Origin of the sequence: Kocuria rosea, assembly GCF_006094695.1 — a bacterium.
Taxonomy (GTDB): domain Bacteria; phylum Actinomycetota; class Actinomycetes; order Actinomycetales; family Micrococcaceae; genus Kocuria; species Kocuria rosea.
In genome coordinates, this window is sequence record NZ_CP035103.1 from 3,205,143 (window position 1) to 3,224,113 (window position 18,971).

Annotated in this window: 17 protein-coding genes and 1 pseudogene; 5 read left to right on the forward strand and 13 right to left on the reverse strand. The window is 72.9% G+C overall.

Annotated features, from left to right (window positions below):
* Window positions 1-3: 3 nt before the first annotated feature.
* From EQG70_RS14615 to EQG70_RS14625, 3 genes are read right to left on the reverse strand one after another with little or no spacing between them, the layout of a single operon-like run.
* On the reverse strand, window positions 4-882 hold the full coding sequence (locus EQG70_RS14615; protein ID WP_229587237.1) for an HAD family hydrolase: 879 nt from the start codon (window positions 880-882) through the stop codon (window positions 4-6).
* A 14-nt stretch (window positions 883-896) separates the two neighbouring features.
* Entirely contained in the window at window positions 897-1,415 is a 519-nt protein-coding gene (locus EQG70_RS14620) for a YbhB/YbcL family Raf kinase inhibitor-like protein (protein ID WP_017832091.1), read from the reverse strand.
* A 47-nt stretch (window positions 1,416-1,462) separates the two neighbouring features.
* On the reverse strand, window positions 1,463-2,392 hold the full coding sequence (locus EQG70_RS14625) for a carbohydrate kinase family protein (protein WP_035925929.1): 930 nt from the start codon (window positions 2,390-2,392) through the stop codon (window positions 1,463-1,465).
* Between the two features lie 210 nt (window positions 2,393-2,602).
* On the opposite strand from EQG70_RS14625, the gene EQG70_RS14635 reads away from it, so the two are divergent.
* A complete protein-coding gene (locus EQG70_RS14635) occupies window positions 2,603-4,060 on the forward strand; it encodes a glyceraldehyde-3-phosphate dehydrogenase (protein ID WP_017832093.1) in 1,458 nt (485 codons plus the stop codon).
* A gap of 136 nt (window positions 4,061-4,196) precedes the next feature.
* On the opposite strand, the gene EQG70_RS14640 is transcribed toward EQG70_RS14635, so the two are convergent.
* The 10 genes and pseudogenes from EQG70_RS14640 to fdhD all read right to left on the reverse strand — a co-directional run bounded on the left by EQG70_RS14640 (window position 4,197) and on the right by fdhD (window position 15,556).
* Entirely contained in the window at window positions 4,197-5,516 is a 1,320-nt protein-coding gene (locus tag EQG70_RS14640) for a M18 family aminopeptidase (RefSeq protein WP_035925927.1), read from the reverse strand.
* 9 nt (window positions 5,517-5,525) lie between these two features.
* On the reverse strand, window positions 5,526-6,629 hold the full coding sequence (locus EQG70_RS14645; RefSeq protein ID WP_017832095.1) for a CPBP family intramembrane glutamic endopeptidase: 1,104 nt from the start codon (window positions 6,627-6,629) through the stop codon (window positions 5,526-5,528).
* A gap of 76 nt (window positions 6,630-6,705) precedes the next feature.
* Window positions 6,706-7,767, reverse strand: a complete 1,062-nt coding sequence (locus EQG70_RS14650) for a Gfo/Idh/MocA family protein (RefSeq protein WP_043738391.1) — start codon at window positions 7,765-7,767, stop codon at window positions 6,706-6,708.
* A gap of 73 nt (window positions 7,768-7,840) precedes the next feature.
* A pseudogene (locus tag EQG70_RS14655) lies at window positions 7,841-8,859 on the reverse strand (LacI family DNA-binding transcriptional regulator).
* 41 nt (window positions 8,860-8,900) lie between these two features.
* Window positions 8,901-10,355 carry a GH1 family beta-glucosidase gene (locus EQG70_RS14660; RefSeq protein WP_017832098.1) on the reverse strand — a complete coding sequence of 485 codons (1,455 nt, stop codon included), beginning with the start codon at window positions 10,353-10,355 and terminating at the stop codon, window positions 8,901-8,903.
* On the reverse strand, window positions 10,355-11,251 hold the full coding sequence (locus EQG70_RS14665) for a carbohydrate ABC transporter permease (protein ID WP_017832099.1): 897 nt from the start codon (window positions 11,249-11,251) through the stop codon (window positions 10,355-10,357). The genes EQG70_RS14660 and EQG70_RS14665 overlap by 1 nt, the downstream gene beginning before the upstream one ends.
* Window positions 11,248-12,369, reverse strand: coding sequence for a carbohydrate ABC transporter permease (locus EQG70_RS14670; RefSeq protein WP_017832100.1), 1,122 nt, complete (start codon window positions 12,367-12,369; stop codon window positions 11,248-11,250). The genes EQG70_RS14665 and EQG70_RS14670 overlap by 4 nt, the downstream gene beginning before the upstream one ends.
* A gap of 64 nt (window positions 12,370-12,433) precedes the next feature.
* The gene (locus tag EQG70_RS14675; RefSeq protein WP_017832101.1) at window positions 12,434-13,750 is read right to left on the reverse strand and encodes an ABC transporter substrate-binding protein; all 1,317 of its coding nucleotides are present in this window, start codon (window positions 13,748-13,750) and stop codon (window positions 12,434-12,436) included.
* Between the two features lie 173 nt (window positions 13,751-13,923).
* Window positions 13,924-14,658, reverse strand: coding sequence for a glutamine amidotransferase (locus EQG70_RS14680; RefSeq protein WP_017832102.1), 735 nt, complete (start codon window positions 14,656-14,658; stop codon window positions 13,924-13,926).
* A 40-nt stretch (window positions 14,659-14,698) separates the two neighbouring features.
* Window positions 14,699-15,556: a formate dehydrogenase accessory sulfurtransferase FdhD gene (gene fdhD / locus EQG70_RS14685; RefSeq protein ID WP_109268616.1), complete on the reverse strand. Its 858-nt coding sequence runs from the start codon at window positions 15,554-15,556 to the stop codon at window positions 14,699-14,701.
* Between the two features lie 397 nt (window positions 15,557-15,953).
* On the opposite strand from fdhD, the gene EQG70_RS14690 reads away from it, so the two are divergent.
* From EQG70_RS14690 to EQG70_RS14705, 4 genes are all read left to right on the forward strand, one after another.
* Entirely contained in the window at window positions 15,954-16,544 is a 591-nt protein-coding gene (locus EQG70_RS14690) for an alternate-type signal peptide domain-containing protein (protein WP_017832104.1), read from the forward strand.
* 101 nt (window positions 16,545-16,645) lie between these two features.
* A complete protein-coding gene (locus tag EQG70_RS14695) occupies window positions 16,646-17,233 on the forward strand; it encodes a hypothetical protein (RefSeq protein WP_035925896.1) in 588 nt (195 codons plus the stop codon).
* Window positions 17,234-17,255: 22 nt separating this feature from the next.
* Window positions 17,256-18,236: a hypothetical protein gene (locus tag EQG70_RS14700; protein ID WP_017832106.1), complete on the forward strand. Its 981-nt coding sequence runs from the start codon at window positions 17,256-17,258 to the stop codon at window positions 18,234-18,236.
* Window positions 18,233-18,913, forward strand: coding sequence for a signal peptidase I (locus EQG70_RS14705; protein WP_109268615.1), 681 nt, complete (start codon window positions 18,233-18,235; stop codon window positions 18,911-18,913). Before EQG70_RS14700 ends, EQG70_RS14705 begins: the two co-directional genes overlap by 4 nt.
* Window positions 18,914-18,971: the final 58 nt, after the last annotated feature.

The window sequence follows — 18,971 nt, forward strand, 5'->3', positions numbered from 1 at the left end:
TTGTTACCCCGTGGTAGCGGATTGTCCCGCCCATGACGCGCCAGGTCGGCCGCCGCGCAGCAGGGCCTCGATCACCTGGGCCACCCCGTCTTCCTCGAACGGCGGGGCCGTGCGGCCCACGGCCCGCGCGACCGCGGGGTGCCCGCTCGCCATGGCGTAGCCGTGGGCGGCCCACGTGAGCATCTCGAGGTCGTTGGGCATGTCGCCGAAGGCCATCACCTCGTGCGGGCGGATGCCGCGCTCGGCCGCGTACTGCTCGAGGGTGCGCGCCTTGGTGAGCCCCTTCTGCCCCATCTCCACGAGCGGGGCCGCCGCCACGGAGTGCGTCACGGACAGCCTGCCGGCCACGAGCTCGGCGAGCGCCCGGAAGTACTCCTGCGGCTCGGCGGTGTCCAGCTTGGCCAGGAACTTCACCAGCCCCTGGTCCTCCGGCAGCCGGTCCCGCAGCGCCCCGACCAGGGGGGCGCCGACCTCCATCCGGTCGGTCCTGGCCCACCCGTGGTCCGTGAAGACCCCCTCGAGGGTCTCCGCCGCGAACAGCGTGCCGGGGTGCCGGGCCGCGACCTCGTCCATGACCGCGAAGGCGTCCCGGGCCGGGAACAGGCTCGACTCCACGACCAGGTCGGCGCTGAGGTCGTAGACCACCGCCCCGTTCGAGCAGATGACCACGCCCTCGTGGCCGAGCTGCTCGCGCAGCGGGTCGAGCCAGCGCATGGGCCGGCCCGTCACGAACACCACGTGGATGCCGCTGTCCTGGGCGGCGCGGATCGCGTCGACGGTGCGCGGGCGGAAGCGGAAGTCGTGCCCCAGGACGGTGCCGTCGAGGTCGCTGGCGATCATCCGGATCGGCGCCGTCCCGGGGACCTCCGGATCAGGGCTCACGGGTGTACTGCCACCTAGGCCTCGTGCGTCCCGGTGAGGCAGGCGCGGGCGATCCCGGAGCTGAAGAGCTGGAAGTTGACGACGGCGGGGCTGGCGCTCTCGTCGACCTCGATCTGCTCCTCGCCCACGGCGGTCACGCACACGATGTAGCGGTGCGGCCCGTGGCCGGGGGGCGGGGCGGCGCCCACGTACTCGTCGGTGCCACCGTCGTTGCGGTGCTTGACCGCCCCGGCCGGAGGGTCGGACGCCGCGCCGCGCGCGAGGGAGGTGACGTCGGCGGGGATGTTGGACAGGCACCAGTGCCAGAAGCCGCTGGGAGTCGGGGCGTCCGGGTCGAAGACCGTGACCACGTAGCTCTTCGTGCCCTCCGGGGCCCCGGACCAGCTCAGCTGCGGGGACACGTCCTGGCCACCGGCGCCCATGATGCCCGAGAGCTGGGCCGGGGCGAGCGGGCCGCCGTCGGAGATGTCCTCGGAGGTGAGGGTGAAGCTCGGCAGGTCGGGCAGGTCGGCGTACGGATCGCGCTCGGGCACGGGCTCTCCTTCGGGACGGGACCGGGTGGGGGTCGGGGCGGGACGGGTCAGGGCGCGGGCAGCTCGTCCTTGCGGGGCAGGTCCGCGCCGGCGCGGGAGACCGTGACGCCGGCCGCCGCGGCGGCGTAGCGCAGCAGCTCGCCGACCTGCTGCTCGTCCAGGTTGTCGATCCGCTCGCGGGCCGGCGCGCCCGTGTAGCCGTGGTCGGTGAGCCAGCCGAGCAGCGCGGCCATGAAGGAGTCCCCGGCCCCCACGGTGTCCACGACCGTGGTGCGGGCGGCGGGCACCTCCACCCCGCGCGGCCCGGTGGCGCGGGTGCGGGCCCAGGGCCCCAGGGGCCCGCGGGTGACGACGACGAGCTCCGCGCCGGCCTTGAGCCAGGCGCCCGCGCTCTCCTCGACGCTGCGGTGGGGGTACAGCCACAGGAGGTCCTCGTCCGAGGCCTTCACGACGTCGGCGAGGGCCACGAGCTGCTCGGCCCGGGCCCGGGCGTCCGAGGAGTCCGGGATGATGGACGGCCGGCAGTTGGGGTCGTAGGAGATCAGGGCCGAGCGGTGGGCCTGCTCCACGGCGTGCAGGACCTTCGAGGCGCCGGGCTCGAGCATCGCCCCGATCGACCCGACGTGCAGCAGGGAGGTGTCCCGGAGCAGCTCGGCCAGCTGCTCGTCCGAGAGGTCCAGGGACCAGTCGAGCTGGAAGTCGTAGGTCGCGGCGCCGTCCTCCCCGATGACGGCCTCGGCCACGGAGGTGGGCCGCGTGTCGGCGTCGAAGGGCAGGAGCACGCCGTTGTCCCGCAGGTGCGCCTCGACCTGCGTGCCGTACTCGTCCTCGCCGTAGCGGCCGAGGAACTGGACCTCGTGGCCGAGCCGGGCCAGGCCCACGGCCACGTTCATGGGGCTTCCCCCGGCGTGCGCGCGGGGCTCCTGGCCGCGCTTCGAGACCACGTCCACGAGCGCCTCACCGATGACCGTCAGCATGCTCTCACGGTAGCACCCGCCGGCCCCGCCGCCCCCGGCACCGGACCGGCCCGCCGGGCCCGTAACGGGAGCCCTTCCCGCCCCCGGTGCCCCTAGAATGGAGGGCGGCGTCCTGCGCGAACCGCAGCGGCGCGCACCCGACCGCGCAACGAGGCGCGGCACGTCACGGCCGGACACGATGACGTCCCCGGCCGAGGAAGAGAGTCATTCTTGAGCACTCCTGAAAGCTGGGCCGACCGCGAGTCGCTCGCCGAGGGCATCGTCCCCCTGGTCGGACGCCTGCACCGTGAGAACAAGGTCGTGCCGACGGTCTACGGCCGCTCCCTGGTGCACAAGTCCGTCACCCAGATCATCAAGGCGCACCGCTTCGCCCGCCGGATCGACGGCGAGGAGCTGCCCCTCGAGGACACGACCCGCCTGCTCGAGGCCATGTCCGGGCTGAACCTCGGCACCTGCGCGGTGGACCTCGGCAAGCTCAACCGGCTCGCCCAGGAGTCGGACCAGGACCTCGAGTCGTTCCTGCGCGAGGAGCTCGCCCCCGTGGTGGACCGCAGGGCCCAGAACTCCCCGGAGTCCCAGGACGTGGTGCTCTACGGGTTCGGCCGCATCGGCCGCCTGCTCGCCCGCATCCTCATCAACCGCAACGACGGCACCGGCCTGAACCTGCGCGCCGTCGTGGTGCGCAAGAAGCCGGGCAACGACCTGGTCAAGCGCGCCTCCCTCCTGCGCCGCGACTCGGTGCACGGGAAGTTCGACGGGACCATCCACGTCGACGAGGAGAACGACGTCATCACGGCCAACGGGGTGGCCATCAAGTTCATCTACGCGAACGACCCCACCGAGATCGACTACACCGCCTACGGGATCGACAACGCGATCGTCGTGGACAACACGGGCGTGTGGCGCGACGAGGCCGGGCTCTCGAAGCACCTGCAGGCCAAGGGCGTGGCCAAGGTGCTGCTCACCGCACCGGGCAAGGGCGACCTGAAGAACATCGTGTGCGGGGTCAACGACGACGTCATCACCCCGGAGGACACCATCCTGTCCGCCGCGTCCTGCACCACCAACGCGATCACCCCGGTCGTGAAGGTCCTGCACGACAAGTACGGCATCGCGCAGGGCCACGTGGAGACGGTCCACTCCTACACCAACGACCAGAACCTCATCGACAACTGGCACAAGGGCGACCGCCGGGGCCGCTCCGCCGCCCTCAACATGGTCATCACCGAGACCGGCGCCGCGAAGGCCGTGGCCAAGGCCCTGCCGGAGATGGCCGGCAAGCTGACGGGCAACGCGATCCGCGTCCCCACCCCGGACGTGTCCATGGCCATCCTCAACCTGCAGCTCGAGCAGGCCCCGGAGTCCGAGGACGCGGTCAACCAGTACCTGAAGGACATCTCGCTGAACTCGTCCCTGCGCAAGCAGATCGACTACACCGACTCCCCCGAGATCGTGTCCACCGACTTCGTGGGCTCCCGCCGCGCGGGCGTCGTCGACGGTCTCGCGACGATCGTCAACGGCAGCTCGCTGGTGCTCTACGTCTGGTACGACAACGAGTTCGGCTACTCCTGCCAGGTCGTGCGGGTGCTCGCCCGGATGGCCGACATCGCGATGCCGCAGTTCCCGGCCGAGCGGGTCGCGGTCGGCACGGCGTCGATCCCCGGCTGAGCCGCCCCTCACCGGCAGCGGACCGTCCGCGCCGAGGGGTCGCCACCGAACGGAACGACCGACTCGCACCGTTCAGTGGCGACCCCCCGCGCAGCAGGTCGAGCAGACGGCGCCCCTCGAACGGCGGCGCGGCGGGTCAGGCGGTGTAGAAGGCCCCCGCGACCGCCCCGAGGGCGGCGACGTCGTCCACGTGGCACAGCTCCCGGGCCGAGTGCATCGACAGCAGGCCGATGCCGACGTCGATCGTGCGCACCCCCAGCCGGGCCGCGGTGATGGGCCCGATGGTGGACCCGCACGGCACCCGGTTGTTGGAGACGAACTCCTGGTAGCCCACACCGGCGCGCGCGCAGGCCTCGGCCCAGATCCCGGCGCCCACGGCGTCCGTGGCGTAGTGCTGGTCCGCATTGATCTTCAGCAGCGGCCCCGCCCCCGGCACCGGCTGGTTCACGGGGTCGTGGTGGCCCTGGTAGTTGGGGTGCACCAGGTGCCCGGCGTCGGCGGACAGGCACACGGACCCGGCCAGGGAGCGCCGGTGCTCGGCGGCGGAGCGGCCCAGGCCCTCACCGATGCGCACCAGCACGTCCTCGAGGAACGGTCCCGCGGCGCCGGAGCGGGTGCGGGAGCCGATCTCCTCGTGGTCGAACGCGGCGAGCACCGCGATGTGCCGGCCCTGCTCGACCGCCTCGGCCTCGCGGGCGAGCGCGCTCAGCCCGGCGTGCACGGAGGACAGGTTGTCCAGCCGCCCGGAGGCGAACAGCGTACCGCCCTGCCCGAACACGGCGGGGGGCTGGGCGTCCGCCAGCACCACGTCGTAGCCGACGATGCGGGCCGGGTCCACGGGCCCGCCGTCCGCGTGCTCGGCCAGCAGCGCGAGGACGTCCGCGTCCTCCGGCTGCCCCACTCCCCAGATCGGCTGCACGTGCTGCTGGCGGTCGAGCTGCAGGCCCTTGTTGGCCTCGCGGTCCAGGTGGATGGCGAGCTGCGGGATGCGGGCCACGGGGCCGGTGGCGGTCAGGTGCTCCACCGGGGCGCCGTCCGTCCCGCGGACCACGAGCCGGCCCGCCAGGCGCAGCTCGCGGTCCAGCCACGAGTTCAGCAGCGCCCCGCCGTAGGTCTCGACCCCGGCCTGGTGCCAGGTGTGGGCCGTGGTGGTGGGCCTCGGCTTGAGCTTGAAGCCCGGCGAGTCGGTGTGCGCACCGAGGATCCGGAACCCCGCCGCGGGGGGGACCTCCGCCGGGGTGGCCCACGCGATGACAGCCCCGTCGCGGAGCACGTAGCGCCGCCCGCGGACGCCGGTCCGGGCCCAGTCCTCCGTCTCGTCGAGGCGGACGAAGCCCGCCTCCTCCAGCCGGGCGGCGGCGGCGTGCGCGGCGTGGAAGGAGCTCGGCGACTCCATCACGTAGCGGCCGAGGTCCTCGACGGCGGACCGGGGGTCGACTGCGGTGCGGGGTTCCATGCCGTCAGTCTACGAAAGGTGCTGGGGCGCGCGTCCGGGCGCCTGTCCCGCCCAGTGACCGGGACAGGCGGGCGGGCCGGGGCACACCCAGGCTCCGGGCCCACGGCCCTCCCCACCGGGTCCGGGGCCGGCCGCGAGGAGGAGGGCCGGCCGCGGCGGGTGCACGGTCCGGGTCACCTCCACGCCGCGCCGGCGCGCGCCGCGGACCACGAGCCACGCGAAGAGCAGCTGCAGGCCCGCCGAGAGGGCGAGGGCCACCCAGGACGACTCCTCGGCGTCCGGGTCGGCCAGGCCGAGCGCGCCGAAGAGCGTGGCGATGACGTTGTTGACCACGTGCAGGGCGATCGCCGCCTCGAGCCCGCCGGTGCGCCAGGTCAGCCAGCCGGCGACGACCGCCATGACCGCGACCGCCAGCAGCCCCCAGGCGTCGTACAGGTGCCCGAACGTGAACAGGGGCACCGGCAGCAGGATCGCGAACACGGGCCGGCGCAGCCACCGTCCCACGGTCTGCAGCAGGTAGCCCCGGAAGACGAGCTCCTCCGCCGCGCACTGCAGCGGGACCACCAGCACGATCATGGCGATCAGCCACCAGAAGCCCTCCACCGGCTGCGGGGCGGTCAGCGAGCCGAGCAGCGCGTACTCCACGAGGAGGGCGGCCGCCTGGCCCACCGCGTAGACGGCAAGGGCCACGAGGAGGCACCGGCCGAGGAGGCCCCAGCGCAGCCGTCCCGTCACGGACAGCAGCAGCCCGAGGGGGCGGGGGCCCGTGATGGCCCGGGCCGCGAGGAGCGCCGGGATCATGAGGACCAGGGAGAAGAACAGCATGAAGAAGATCGCCGGGTCCATCATGTCCAGCTCCGTGCCCCCGAGGAAGACCTCGTCCAGGGCCTCCTCGCCGCGCACGGCCACGAGCCCCACGGCCCACACGATGCCGAACACGATGGCCAGCACCCCGTAGAAGGCGCCGAAGAGCAGCAGCTCCACGAGCGGCTTCCACCACCGGTGGTCGGGGTCGGCGTGGCCGAGCCGGTGGTACGGCAGGAGCCGGGGCCCGGGGCCCGAGGGGTCGTCGTCGAGGGATCCCTGCCTCCAGGGGGCGGCGCGCGTGGTCATGCCTCCCACGGTATCCGCAGCCGGTCCCTTCCGGACACGCGACAGTTCGGGGGCGCCCCGTCGTGGCGCCCGCCGGTCAGGGCAGGTCGCTGCGGTAGCGCAGGCCCATCTGCCGGCGCGCGTCGTCGAGCAGCTCCAGCACCAGCACGGTGTCCGCGAGCGGCATGCGCGGGCTCTCGGTCAGGCCGGCCTGGAGGCACCGGGTCACCTCCCGCAGCTCGTGGGCGAAGCCGTGCCCGGCGGCCCGGAAGCGCTCGGTCCGCGGCGCGGCTCCCCCGGACCGGACCACGAGCTCACCGGGGTGGTAGAGGGGCGCCCCGGTGCGCAGCCAGCCGTCCGTCCCGCTGATGGTCACCGTGCCCGGGCAGTCCGTCTCGATGGACGTGGTGAGGTGGGCGTGCGCGCCGTCCGCCCAGGTGAGGGTCAGGCCGTTGTGCAGGTCCACGCCGTCCTCGTGGAGGACGCCGTGGGCCGTGAGGCCGGCCGGTGCGCCGAGCGCCGCGAGCGCCCAGGTGAGCGGGTACACGGCGAGGTCCAGCAGGGCCCCTCCGCCCGCCGCGGGATCCCAGAGCCGGGACCCGGGGTCGTACGGCACCGGGGCGCCGAGGTCCGCCTGGAGCCAGCGGACCCGGCCGATCTCGCCGGAACGGACGATGTCGAGGGCGCGCCCGAAGCTCGGCAGGAAGCGCGTCCACACCGCCTCCATGAGGAACAGCCCGCGCGCCCGGGCGAGCTCCCGCAGCTCCCCCGCCTCCCGGGCGTTCATGGTCAGCGGCTTCTCGCAGAGCACGTGCTTGCCGGCCTCGAGGGCCGCGCGGGCCACGGCGTGGTGCTGGGCGTGGGGCGTGGCGACGTAGACGACCTCCACGGCGGGGTCCGCGACGAGGCGCTCCCAGCCGGTGGTGCCATCGTGGTCGTGGTGGCTCCGGGCCGCGCCGAAGCGCTCGGCGAACGCCTCGGCGGAGGACCGGGAGCGGGAGCTGACGGCCGAGAGCACGGCGTCGTCGAGCAGCGCCAGGTCCTCGACCACGCGGCCGGCGATCGACCCGGTGGCGACGACGCCCCAGTGCACGGGACGGCCGGTCGCCGTCGCGGGGTCGTCGCCCGTCACCGGGGCGGGGAGGGCTGGAGGGGGCATGGTGGCCTTTCGGGGAGGATCCGGGGACGCCGACGACGGCGCCGGGGCGTCGCCCGGCTCGGGGCGGGAAGGACTAGACGGAGTCCCGGAGCACGAGCGAGGTCGACATGATGGTCACCCGGTCCGTCGGCCGGCCCTCGATCATGTCGACGAGGGTCTCGGCCATCTTCCGGCCGAGCTCGACGATCGGGTGGTTCACCGTGGTCAGCGCGGGGGTCACCGACGTCGCGAAGGAGTCGTCGTCGAAGCCCACCACGGCGATGTCCTCCGGGATGCGCAGGCCGCGGCCCTGGATCACGGTGTACGCCCCGGCCGCCATCTGGTCGTTCGCGGCGAACACGGCGTCGACCGGCCGGCCGCGGTCCAGCAGCCGCTGCATGGCCCGGGCCCCCGAGGCGAGCGTGAAGTCGCCCACCTCCACCAGCTGCTCGTCCAGCCCGGCCTCCCGCACCGCGGTCCGCCAGCCCGCCAGCCGGTCGATGCCCGGGGGCATGTCCTGCGGCCCGGCGATGGTCGCGATGCTCCGCCGCCCGCTCGCGGTGAGCAGCCGGGTGGCGCTGCAGGCGGCAGCCTCGTTCTCGACCTCCACGTAGTAGGCGTCCTCGGCGCCGACGAGCGGGCGACCCGCGAACACCATGGGCAGCGACCCCGAGAGGTGGGTCCACGAGTGGTCGCCGCTGTGGTGCGAGACCACCAGGGCACCGTCCACGTTGCCGCCGAGCAGGAAGCTGCGGGTCTTCTCGGGCTTCGCCTCGGACGCGATGACCATGTTCAGGGTGAAGTCGGTGTCCGTCAGGTACATCGCGATGCCCTGGACCACGGTCGTGAAGAACGGGTCCGCGAACACCTTGGACGTGGACTCGGGATGATCAGGGCGACCGAGTTGGCCCGTCGCTTCGCCAGCGAACGCGCCGCCCGGTTCGGGGTGTAGTCGAGGGCCTCGATGGCCTTCCGCACCGACTGCGCCAGCTCGGGGTCGACGCTGGGCGAGTCGTTCACCACCCGGGACACGGTCGCCCGCGAGACCCCGGCCAGCGCGGCCACCATCTCGAGCGTCGGCACGGGCCGGGGGCCGCCTGCGCGCTGCGTCATGATCATCTCCGGTGCTCTCGGCGGGTGGGCTGGCATCAATGCTAGGCGCCCGTGGACGGGGCCACCGGCGTGCGGTCCGCGGCGGCGGCGATGACCCCGGCGTAGGCGCGACCGCTGTCCTTGACCGTGCGCTCGAACGTCCCGTAGTCCACCCGGACCACGCCGAAGCGCTTGCCGTAGCCCCACGACCACTCGAAGTTGTCCAGCAGCGACCACACGAAGTAGCCGCGGACGTCCGCGCCCTGGTCGATGGCCTCCCCCACGGCCGCGATGTGGCCGAGGACGAACTCGGTGCGCTCCGTGTCGTGGACGGCGCCGTCGTCGCTGACGACGTCGTCGTAGGCGGCGCCGTTCTCGGTGACGTACAGGGGCGGGAGCGCGGGGTACTCCTCGCCCAGGCGCACCAGGAGCTTCCGCAGCCCGTCCGGGTTCACCTCCCAGTCCATCGCCGTGCGCGGCAGGCCGCGGCTCGGGAACGCGATGTCCTCGGAGCCGATCCAGCATGAGGACGTGGGGCGGCTGGCGCCGCCGGAGTGGCCGTCGCCGCCGGAGGACTCCGGGTGCCCGCTGATGAGGTCGTCGTGGTAGTGGTTCACGCCGAGGAAGTCGAGGGGCGCCCCGATGGTCGCGAGGTCACCGTCCCGGACGAGATCGCGGAGGCCGAACCGGTCCAGGTCCGCGAGGGTGTCCTCGGGGTACGCGCCGCGCAGGATGGGGTCCAGGAAGAGGCGGTTCTGCAGGGAGTCGAACCGCCGGGCGGCGTCGAGGTCCACCGGGTCCGAGGGGTCTCGGGGGATCGAGTTGCTGAGGTTGAGGGTGATGCCCAGGTGCTCGGCACCGCGGGACCGCAGGTGCTCGACCGCGAGGCCGTGGGCCAGGTGCTGGTGGTGCACGGCGGCGACGGCGGCCCGGGGGTCCTGCCGGCCGGGCGCGTGGACCCCGGCCGCGTAGCCGAGCAGCGACGAGCAGAAGGGCTCGTTGAACGTGGTCCAGTGCCGCACCCGGTCGCCGAGCACCGAGTGCACGTCGTCGGCGTACTCGAGGAAACGGTGCGCGGTGTCCCGGTGGGCCCACCCGCCCTTCTCCTCGAGCGCCTGCGGCAGGTCCCAGTGGTACAGGGTCAGCCAGGGCAGGATGCCGGCCTCGAGCAGCTCGTCGACCAGGCGGGAGTAGAAGTCCAGGCCCTCGGGGTTCGGGGCCCGGTCACCGGGACGCACCCGCGCCCAGCTCGTGGAGAAGCGGTAGGAGCCGAGCCCGAGCTCCTTCATGATCCGCACGTCCTCGGGCATCCGGTGGTAGTGCTGCACGGCGTCCTCCAGGGTGTCGCCGTTGGCCACGGCGCCCGGCAGACGGGCGAAGGCGTCCCAGACGGAGTCCTCCTTGCCGCCCTCGTGCCCGGCGCCCTCCACCTGGGCCGCGGCGGTGGCCGAGCCCCAGAGGAAGCCCTCGGGCCAGCTGCGGTGGTGCACGGCTGCGTCTTCTGCGTTGTTCGGCATTAGCCCTTCACTGCTCCTTGCATGATTCCGGAAATGAGTTGTCTGCCCGCGACGGCGAAGAGCGCCAGGAGGGGAAGCGTGGCCATGACGGCGCCGGCGAGGACGATCGAGTAGTCCACGTAGCGGGCCGACTGCAGCTGGCTCAGCGCCGTCTGCAGGGTGGGGTTGCTCGCGTCGAGGACGAGCAGCGGCCACAGGAAGTCGGTCCACGCCGTCATGAAGGTGAACAGGCCGAGGATGGCCATGGCCGGGCGGGCCGCGGGGAGCGCGACGTGCCAGAAGGTGGAGATCATCGACGCCCCGTCCATCCGGGCCGACTCGATGAGCTCGTCGGGGATGACGTCCACGAGGTACTGGCGCATGAAGAACACGCCGAACGCCGTGACGAGGGTGGGCACGACGACCGCCCCGATCTCGCCGGTCCAGCCGAGCTCGCGCATGAGCATGAACAGCGGGATGATGCCGAGCTGCGTGGGGATGGCCATGGTCGCGACGACCGCGACCATGAGGCCGTCGCGCCCCTTGAACCGCAGCTTGGCGAACGCGTACCCGGCGAGGGTGGAGAACGTGACCACCGAGACGGTGATGATCCCCGAGATGAGCACGCTGTTGCCGAGGGCCAGCCAGAAGGGGATGGTGTCGAAGACCTCGCCCACGTTCGTCCAGAAGTTGCCGCCCGGCAGCAGCGGCGGCCAGGTGCGCCCGAGGGCCTCGTTGGAGCGGCTGCCGATGATCACCGACCACCACAGCGGATAGGCGCTGGCCAGGAAGAACGCGGACAGCAGGCCGTAGGTGAGGAAGCCGGGGCGGTGCCCGTCCCCGAAGATCCGCCGGCGCACGGGCACCGCCCGCGGCCGCCGCGTCCTGGTCCTCGTGGGTGCGCCGGTGACGGTCATCGTGTCCTCCTCGTGGTCGTCGGTGCTGCGGCCGCCCGTGGCGCGCCGGTGCCGGTGTTCGCCGCCGCGTCGGGGACGACGGCGTCCACCGCACGCGGCCTCCGCCGCCGACCGGCCCCGCGCCCGGTCCTGCGCGGCGGCCTCCCCCCGTCGGACGCCGTCGCGATGCGGCGCGAGACCAGGTAGTTGACCAGGCCGAAGAGCAGGATGAGGAGGAAGAGCAGCCAAGCGATGGTCGCGGCCTTGCCGAAGTTCTGCCGCTGGAAGGCCATCTCCCAGAGGTAGAGGACCGTGGTCTGGAACTGGCGCTGCGTGCCGCCCGCGGCCACGGGGTCGAAGAGCCTCGGCTCCGTGAAGATCTGGAGGCCGCCGATGGTGGTCGTGATGACCACGAACACCATCGTGGGACGGATGCTCGGCAGGGTGATGCTGAAGAACCGGCGGAGAGGGCCCGCGCCGTCGATCGCGCCGGCGTCGTACAGGTCACGGGGCACCGCCTGCATCGCCGCGAGCAGGATCAGCGCGTTGTAGCCGGTCCAGCGCCAGTTGACCATGGCGGCGATGGCGATGTGGCTGGGCAGCGTCTCGTTCTTCCACAGGATCGGGTCGACCCCGAAGCTGCCGAGGATGTTGTTGATGAGCCCGTACTGCTCGCCGAACATGTTCGTGAAGATCATGGCCACGGCCACCGGGGTGACCACGTAGGGCAGCAGCACGCTCATCTGCCACAGCGTCCTGGCGCGCAGGTTCTGGTCCAGGACCGCCGCGATCAGTACCGCGGCCGCCAGCTGCGGGATGCTCGAGAGCAGGAAGATGCTCACCGTGTTGAACAGCGAGTTCCAGAAGAACCGGTCCCGCAGCACCTCGGTGAAGTTGCCCAGCCCCACGAACTCGCCCCGGCCGGTGAGCAGGTGCCAGTCGAAGAGCGAGACGAAGAACGTGTACCCGAGCGGGAAGAGCCCCACCACTCCGAAGAGGACGAAGAAGGGCGCGATGTACAGGTAGGGGGAGGCTTTCAGGTCCAGGACGATGAGCCGCTGTCTGCGGGTCGGCCTGGGCGGACTCGGCGCCGGCGCGGCGGGCGCCGCGGCGGCGGGGCGGTGGGCTGTCGTGGTCATGAGGGTCTCGCGCTTCCGTGAGGGGGCCTCCGGCGGATTCCGGAGGCCCCGTGGCCGGGTCCTGCTAGTTGTTGACGACCAGGTCGTCGAGAAGCGCGAGGGCCTCGTCCCAGGCCTCGTCGGCCGTGGCGGTCCCGGCGTCGAGGCGCTTCAGCGGCGGCAGGAAGACGTTCTCCTGGATCACGGAGTCGTGCGGGCCCTTGAACTGGGCGACGACCCCCTCGGCGCGGGACGCGAGGATCACCCCGGTGGGTGCGTCGTTGAACACGGGGTTCGGTTCGGCGTCCTCGACCAGCTTCTCCTGGGCCTCGATGGTGCTGGGGAAGTTGTTCGCCTTGGCCGACTGCTTGACCTGCTGCTCGGGCGCGGTGAGCCAGGCCGCGAGCTTCGCCGCCTCCTCCGGGTGCTCGGAGGTCTCCGGGACGGAGAGGAACGCGCCGCCCCAGTTGGAGGCGCCGCCCGGGAAGACGTCGGCGAAGTCCCACCCGCTGCCCTCGCCGCCGCCGGCGGACTCGAGCTGGCCCTCGATGGTGCCGAGCATCCAGCCGGGGCAGACGAAGGTCGCGAAGGAGCCGTCCACGAAGGCCTGGCCGTTGCCCCAGTCGAACTGGGTCTGGTTGGCGGAGAGGCCGTCCAGCGTGCCCGCGGCGAGCAGGTCGAAGCGCTCGCGCAGCTGCTCGTTGCCCTCCACGTTCAGCTCGCCGTCGGCGGTGTAGTAGCCCTCGTCGAGCTGGTTGACCATCGAGTTCCACACGAAGCCGGACTGGTCGTACCAGGCCTTGCCCGTGGTCTCCTGGTACTCGCGGCCGAGCTCGAAGTAGGTCTCCCAGGTGGCGTCGTCGCCGCCGAAGAGCTCCGCGACCTCCTCGCGGTCGCTGGGCAGACCGGCCTCCTCGAAGAGCTTTCCGTTGTAGCAGAGGCCCTGGGGGCCGATGTCGGTGCCGTACCCGATGACGCGGCCCTCCGGGTCGGTCCCCTGCTCGAACTTCCACGGCACCCAGTTGTCCTTGATGTCGGCCGCGCCGTGCTCGTTGAGGTCCACGAATTGGTCGGAGACCTCCATGATCGAGCCGAGCCAGCCCTCCTCGATGGCGGTGACGTCGCTGAGCCCGGACCCGGCGGCGATCTTGGTGAAGGCGTCCGTGCGCGCGTTCGAGCCGCGGTCGATGTTCGTGGCCTTGATGGTCACGCCCGGGTTCAGCTCCTCGTACTCGCCGTAGAGGTCGTCGTAGCCGAAGGTCCCGAAGGTGGTGACGGTGAGTTCGACGGGGTTGTCGGCGCTGGCCGGCTCGCCTCCGCCCCCGCCGCACCCCGTGGCGACGGCTGCCAGTGCCGCCGCACCCGCCAGGGCTGTCGTTCGCTTGAGTCGCGTGTGTCCCACGGTCACTCCTTGTGTGAAGGGCTGGAGAGGAGCTGCTCTTGAGAGAGCGCTCTCTCCGCTGTGCCTCGACTGTATGTGCCGTGGCTCACACCGTCAAGAGAGCGCTCTCTCAGATCTCGGAGAAGTCGCTCCGCGTCGTGCGGCGAGGACGGGACGGGCCCGTCCGCGACGCGTCAGCGGGCGTAGCGGTCCACGAAGGCGGCGAGGATCCTCTCGGGCTCGGTCACGGGCGGCCCCGTGCGGATCCGGTCCTTGACGTCCTCGGCCTCGGCCGGCGGGAAGTACCCGTGCTCCTTGTACGCCTCGATCCGGCGGAGCAGGGCGGGGGCGTCGAGCTCGGGATGGAACTGGGTCGCGTAGAGGTTCTGCTTGATCCGGAACATCTGGACGGGGCAGTCCGCGCCGGTCGCGAGCAGGACGGCTGCGGGCGCCAGGGTGCGCGTGCCCTCCTTGTGCCCCACGAACCCGTGGAACGCCGGCGGGAACTCCCGGAGCAGCGGGTCCCGCAGCCCCTCCTCGGTCAGGGTGACCTCGATGACGCCGATCTCCTCGCCGCGGGTGCGGTCCACGATCCCACCCTGGTGCGTGCCCAGGGTGCCGACGCCGTAGCAGGCGCCGAGGAACGGGAAGTCCCGGGCGACCACCTCGTCGAGCAGGTCCCGCATCTCGGACTCGGCCCGCCGCTGCACCTCCGACTTCAGCTGCGGCGGGTCGGAGGAGTTGAACGGGGACCCGCCGATGACGACCCCGGAGTAGCGCTCGAGGTCGATCGGCGGCATGGGCCCCGCCTCCAGCCGGACCCGGTGGAGGTGGCTCTCCTGCAGGCCGCTGAAGCGGCAGATGGTCTCGTACTCCTCGTCCGCGACGTCGTCCTCGGCGCGGGTGGCGAGCAGCAGGAAGGGCTTCATGACCCCATCGTAGCCAGCGGCGGGGCGCTCCCCCGCCCGCTCAGGGGACCAGGCGCTCCCGGTGCGCATAGGCGTTGAAGGAGGTGCCGCGGCTGAAGCCGAGCAGGGTGACCCCCGTCTGCTCCGCGAGGTCCACGGCGAGTGCCGAGGGCGCCGAGACGGCCGCGAGCGCCGGGACGCCGGCCATGTACGCCTTCTGCACCAGCTCGAACGAGGCGCGGCCCGAGACCTGGAGCACGGTGGAGCCCAGAGGCAGGAGATTCTCGCGCAGGGCCCAGCCCACCACCTTGTCCACGGCGTTGTGCCGCCCCACGTCCTCGCGCACGCACAGCAGCTCGGGCTCGCCGGCACCGTCGCCGTCGGGGCCGTCCGGGAAGCGGAAGAGCCCCGCGGCGTGGACGCCGCCGGTCGTGGCGAACAGCTTCTGCCCGGTGCGCAGCCGGTCCGGCAGGGCGAGCAGCGCGGGCACGGGGAGCCCGGTCCGGTCCGCGGCGGGGTCGAACGAGGAGACCTTGGTGACGGCCTCGATGGACGCCGTGCCGCAGACCCCGCACGACGACGACGTGTAGACGTGCCGCTCCATGGAGGTGTCCGGCAGGGCGACCCCCGGCGCGAGCCGCACCTCCACCACGTTGTAGGTCCGCTGCCCGTCCGGGCCGACGCCGCTGCGGTAGTCCATCTGCACGATCTCGGCCGGCGCGCGCACCACGCCCTCGGAGACGAGGAACCCGGCCACGAGGTCGAAGTCGTGACCCGGGGTGCGCATCGTGACGGTGAACGGCCTGCCGTCGAGCCGGATCTCCAGGGGCTCCTCACCGGCCAGGGTGTCCGCGCGTCCGGTCCCGCCGCCGTCGGCGGTGTACCGGTGCACGCGGCGCCGCTGGGAAGCTCGGGTCATGGCGGTCCTCCGGTCCCGGCTCCACCGGGTGGGAGCCCTCCCCCGGCATCCTATGGGCGCGGCCCGCGGGGGCCGAAGCGGCGGCATTACCGAGCAGTAACGTCGGGCGAAGTGGGGACAGGCACGTTCTGTTCTTATTCATAGACTTTTGTCTAGAGTTGACGTGTCAAGGGAATTCGGCGGCAGGGCTGCCGGCGGATCCCCCGGGCGATCCACTGCGGTTCCACGGGCCGGCGCGCCGAGGCGCGGCCGTCGCAGCGGGCACCCCGTCCCCCGTGATCCGGGGGGACCGGGTGCACGCCGCCTCCGCGGACACCCCACCGGATGCCCGGCACCACACGCGCACCGATCCCGCGCGGCCTCTCCTCTCACCCCTCTCTCGCTCGAAGGCGGAACCATGAACACTGCAGCGCAGACCCCCCTGTCCGAGTCCACCGCGAAGGCCGGCCGGAACCGGCGCGCCGGCAAGGCCGTCCTGGCCGGCGCCGTGGCCGTCGGCCTCCTCGCCGCCGGCGGCGGGACCTTCGCCAAGTGGTCCGAGGAGCAGGCCATTGCTTCCGCCGACAGCATCACGGCCGGTGAGCTCTCGATGAAGAACACCACGGTGTCCTGGACGGATGGCGCCGGGAAGGGCATCAACCCGGCCGTCTACAAGATCGTCCCCGGCGACACCGTCCAGCTCCACGCCTCCACCACGGTGATCGCGGTGGGCGCCAACCTGAAGGGGTCCCTCGAGCTGCAGCTCCCCGCACAGCTGCAGCAGGAGATCGACGCGCTCGAGAAGGCCGGCTACGTGTCCTACGACGTGACGCTGGCCAGCGACGAGAAGTCGGCCCAGAACTCGTTCCCGGTCACCAAGGACGACAACGGGGACACCGTGACGGCCGTCGCCACGTTCACCTGGAAGGCGGACATGACCACCGGCAGCGACGGCGAGAACGTGTCCAAGTCGCTGAGCGGCACCAAGCTCGTCCTCGCCCAGCAGTGACGACCCGGGGCCGACCGGCCCCACGGCACCCCGGTGTAGCGACGATGTCGCACCGGGGTGCCCCGCCCCCGTCTCGCTCCGTCTCACCCCCAGAGGCCCCCATGACGCGCACTCCCCGCTTCCGCCCCTCGACCGCCGGCCGCGCCCTCGCCGCCGCCGCGGCCGCGCTCCTGGCGCTGACCCTGCTGGGCAACAGCCTCGGAACGGCCGCCCGGTGGTCCGACACGGCACCGCTCGAGACGCAGGCCGTCAGCACCGGCACCCTCGACGTGGCGCTGGAGCCCGCGCGGGCGACCCTCCACCGCACCGACGTCGATCCCACGACCGGTGCCCTCCGGCGCGGAACCACCGACCTCACCGGAGCGGCGGACGCCCTGTCCGCGCTGGCCCCCGGCGACACGGTCGTCGTCACGACCCGCGCGGTCCTCGACGTCGAGGGCGCGAACCTCGCCGCGACCCTCACGGTCGATCCCGGCGTGCCGGCCGGCGGCGCGGTCGTCCCCCGCGTCGAGCTCGTGCCGGTCTCCGGCGCGCCGCCGCAGCCCGGGCCGTCCTCCTGGACGGTGACCTCGGCCCACGACGGCGCGGTCTACGACGTCACCGTCTCCTACGAGGTGTCCCCGGACCCCGCCGCCCAGGGCACGACCGTCACGCCGGGCCCGCTCACGGTCGCCCTCACCCAGCACTGACCCCCCTCCCCCAGGAGCTCCCATGAGCCAGTACCGCACTCCCACGGCCTACGTGCTCGGCGTCCTCGTCCTGCTCGCCGTCATCGTGCTCACGACCCCGAACGGCGGGACCCACGCCCGCTGGTCCGCCACCGCCCTCGCCGAGGTGCCCACCATGACCACGGGCCGGATCGGCTTCGAGATCGCCGCGGTCGAGGGCGCCGGAGGCGCCGCGACCCTGACCAGCACGTCCGGCTTCGACGTCCGGTACCGGCCGGTGCAGGTCTCCCTGGTGGACTCCGCCGGGCGGTCCGTGGCCGCGCCGGCGGGCATGCGCTTCGCGTACCGCACCGGCGCGGCCTGCGACGACGGCGCGGCGCCGGCCGAGTGGACCGCCACCGCACCCGGAGGATCCGCCCCGGCCCGCGTCGACGGCGGGACGCGGGCGTCCCTGGAGCACGACCGGCCTGCCGGGCTGTGCCTGACCGTCTCGACCGAGGCCGTTCCGGTCGCCGCGCTGCGTGCGCTGAACGAGCAGGAACTGCGGGTCGTGACGCAGGTGGAGGCCGCCTCGCTCGAGGAGGGTGCCTGGCCCGCGACCCGCCCGTGGACAGTGCCGCTCGTCCTGAAGATGCCGGCCGAGGAGCAGCCGACGACCGCTCCTCCCCGCCCGGCGGCGGGACAGTGCAGCGTTGACGGGCCAGCCGCGCTGCTCCGGTGGACCTGGTCCGGTGGCGCCGATGCTCCGGCCGTCACCGCATGGGAGATCTGGATGCGCCCGCTGGGCACCACGGCGGCGCCCACTCGGGTGAAGACCGTCTCGGGCGGAGCGGCACGGACGGTTCACGTGGCCGTCTCCGAGCTGCCGGCCTCATCGGACAACCGGCCCAGCCAGGACTACGAGACCCTCGTGCGGGCAGTGTTCGCCACGGGGCCCGCGTCCCACGCGGACAGCGCCTACGCGTGGAAGCTCAAGACGCCCGGCGGAAGCGGCAAGATGAACTGTGAAGGACTCCCGTCATGACCACCGTGCTCCGCAAGACCCTCCACCCGCTGCTCGTGCTCGCCCTGGCCGCGGTGGCCGCGCTGCTGCTCGCCGTCGTCGTCCTCCCGCTCGCGCTCGGCTGGGTGCCCCTGACGGTGCTCTCCGGCTCGATGGAGCCGACCGTCCCGACCGGCAGCCAGGTCGTGGTCGCCCCGCTCGAGGGCGAGGACGACGCCGCGGGACTGAGCACCGGGGACGTCGTGACGTTCATGCCCCGTCCGGACGACCCGACCCTCGTGACCCACCGGATCGTGGGCGTCGCGGTGGACGGAGAGGGGCGGCGCAGCTTCACGACGCAGGGCGACGCCAACGCCGCCCCGGACGCGGAGCCGGTCACCGCCACCCAGCTGCGCGGCCTGGTGAAGTACCACGTGCCCTGGGCCGGCTACGCCGCCACCCTCCTGGACGCGGAGCAGAAGCGCAGCGGGATCGTGCTGGTCGCCGCGGCGCTGTTCGGCTACGCGCTGTGGCAGCTCGTGGGCGCCGTCCGGGACCGCGCCCGACCCACGGACGAGAGCGCGGAGGCGGACAGGGACGCGGAGCGGGACCACGGCGCCGGCGGCGTGGCGGAGCAGTTCCCGGCCGGGGAGCAGACGTCCCCGGCGGAGGCCCCGACGGAGGCGCTGCCGCTGGTGCCCGCCGCCGCCGGCCGCTGAGCGGCGCAGCGCTCGCCCGGGGGCCGGGGCGGCCTGCCGGACCGTCGACGCCGGGCGA